This is a genomic window from Aeromicrobium sp. PFPM2_SD2 (genome assembly GCF_057364525.1).
Map to the genome: position 1 here is coordinate 1 of NZ_JBNFNZ010000664.1, position 911 is coordinate 911.

1 protein-coding gene and 1 riboswitch are annotated in these 911 nt (G+C 72.8%); the gene reads left to right on the forward strand.

What is annotated here, in order from left to right; all coding sequences use genetic code 11:
• Nucleotides 1-197 precede the first annotated feature (197 nt).
• A riboswitch (TPP riboswitch) is annotated at nt 198-308 on the forward strand.
• On the forward strand, nt 298-911 hold a 614-nt coding region (locus tag AC2W7G_RS17275), incomplete at its 3' end, for an ECF transporter S component (protein ID WP_485869523.1). (Overlaps the previous riboswitch by 11 nt.)

The following is a 911-nucleotide window of genomic DNA, read 5'->3' on the forward strand; positions in this document are numbered from 1 at the left end:
GTGAACCGGCGTCAACGACCGCCGGCCAGAGGCCCGATCGCCGGCGCGGTGTTCAAGGGGCGAGGACGAGGTCGTCGCGGTGCTGCGCGAGGCCGGCGCCGACCTCGACGCGGGCACGCCGTCGGCCCGGGCGACCGCCGAGATGTTCGGCAAGGGAGACCTGCTGGCCTGAGCGTCCGGCGACGGGCTAGGGTCGAGCCACACGACAGGGGAGCGCCTACGCAGAGGGCGCTGAGAGTGCGGAGAAGCCGCAGACCCTTGAACCTGCTCCGGTTAGTACCGGCGAAGGGAGTCATGATGACGAGCTCTGCAGACACGTCCGTCACCGGTTTCTTCGTGCGCTACCGCACGATCGACCTGGTCACCATCGCCACCCTGGGCGTCGCCTTCGGCGTCGTCTACTGGGCCTGGGGGAAGCTCTACGAGCCGCTCAGCGAGCCGCTGACCCTCGCCTACCCGCCGCTCGCCGGACTGTTCGGCGGCGTCTGGCTCGTCGCCGGCGTCGTCGGCGGACTGATCGTCCGCAAGCCGGGCGCCGCGCTGGTCACCGAGCTGATCGCCGCGGCGGTCTCGCTGCTCGTGGTCGGCGGCACGCAGTGGGGCTTCAGCACGCTGGCCTCCGGGTTCTTCCAGGGCCTCGGCGCCGAGCTGGTGCTCGCGCTGGTGCTCTACCGCCGCTTCGGCGTCGTCGTCGCCGCGGCGGCCGGCGCGCTCGCCGGCGCCTTCGAGTCGCTCTACGAGTGGTCGTCGTACTACGCCGACTGGGACCTGGCCTACAAGCTCGCGCACCTGGGCTTCTTCGCGCTCTCGGGCGCGGTCGTCGCCGGGGTCGGCGGCTGGCTGCTCGTCCAGGCGCTCGCCCGCGCCGGCGTCCTGGACGCCTTCGGCCCGGCCGCGAGCACGCGCGGGAG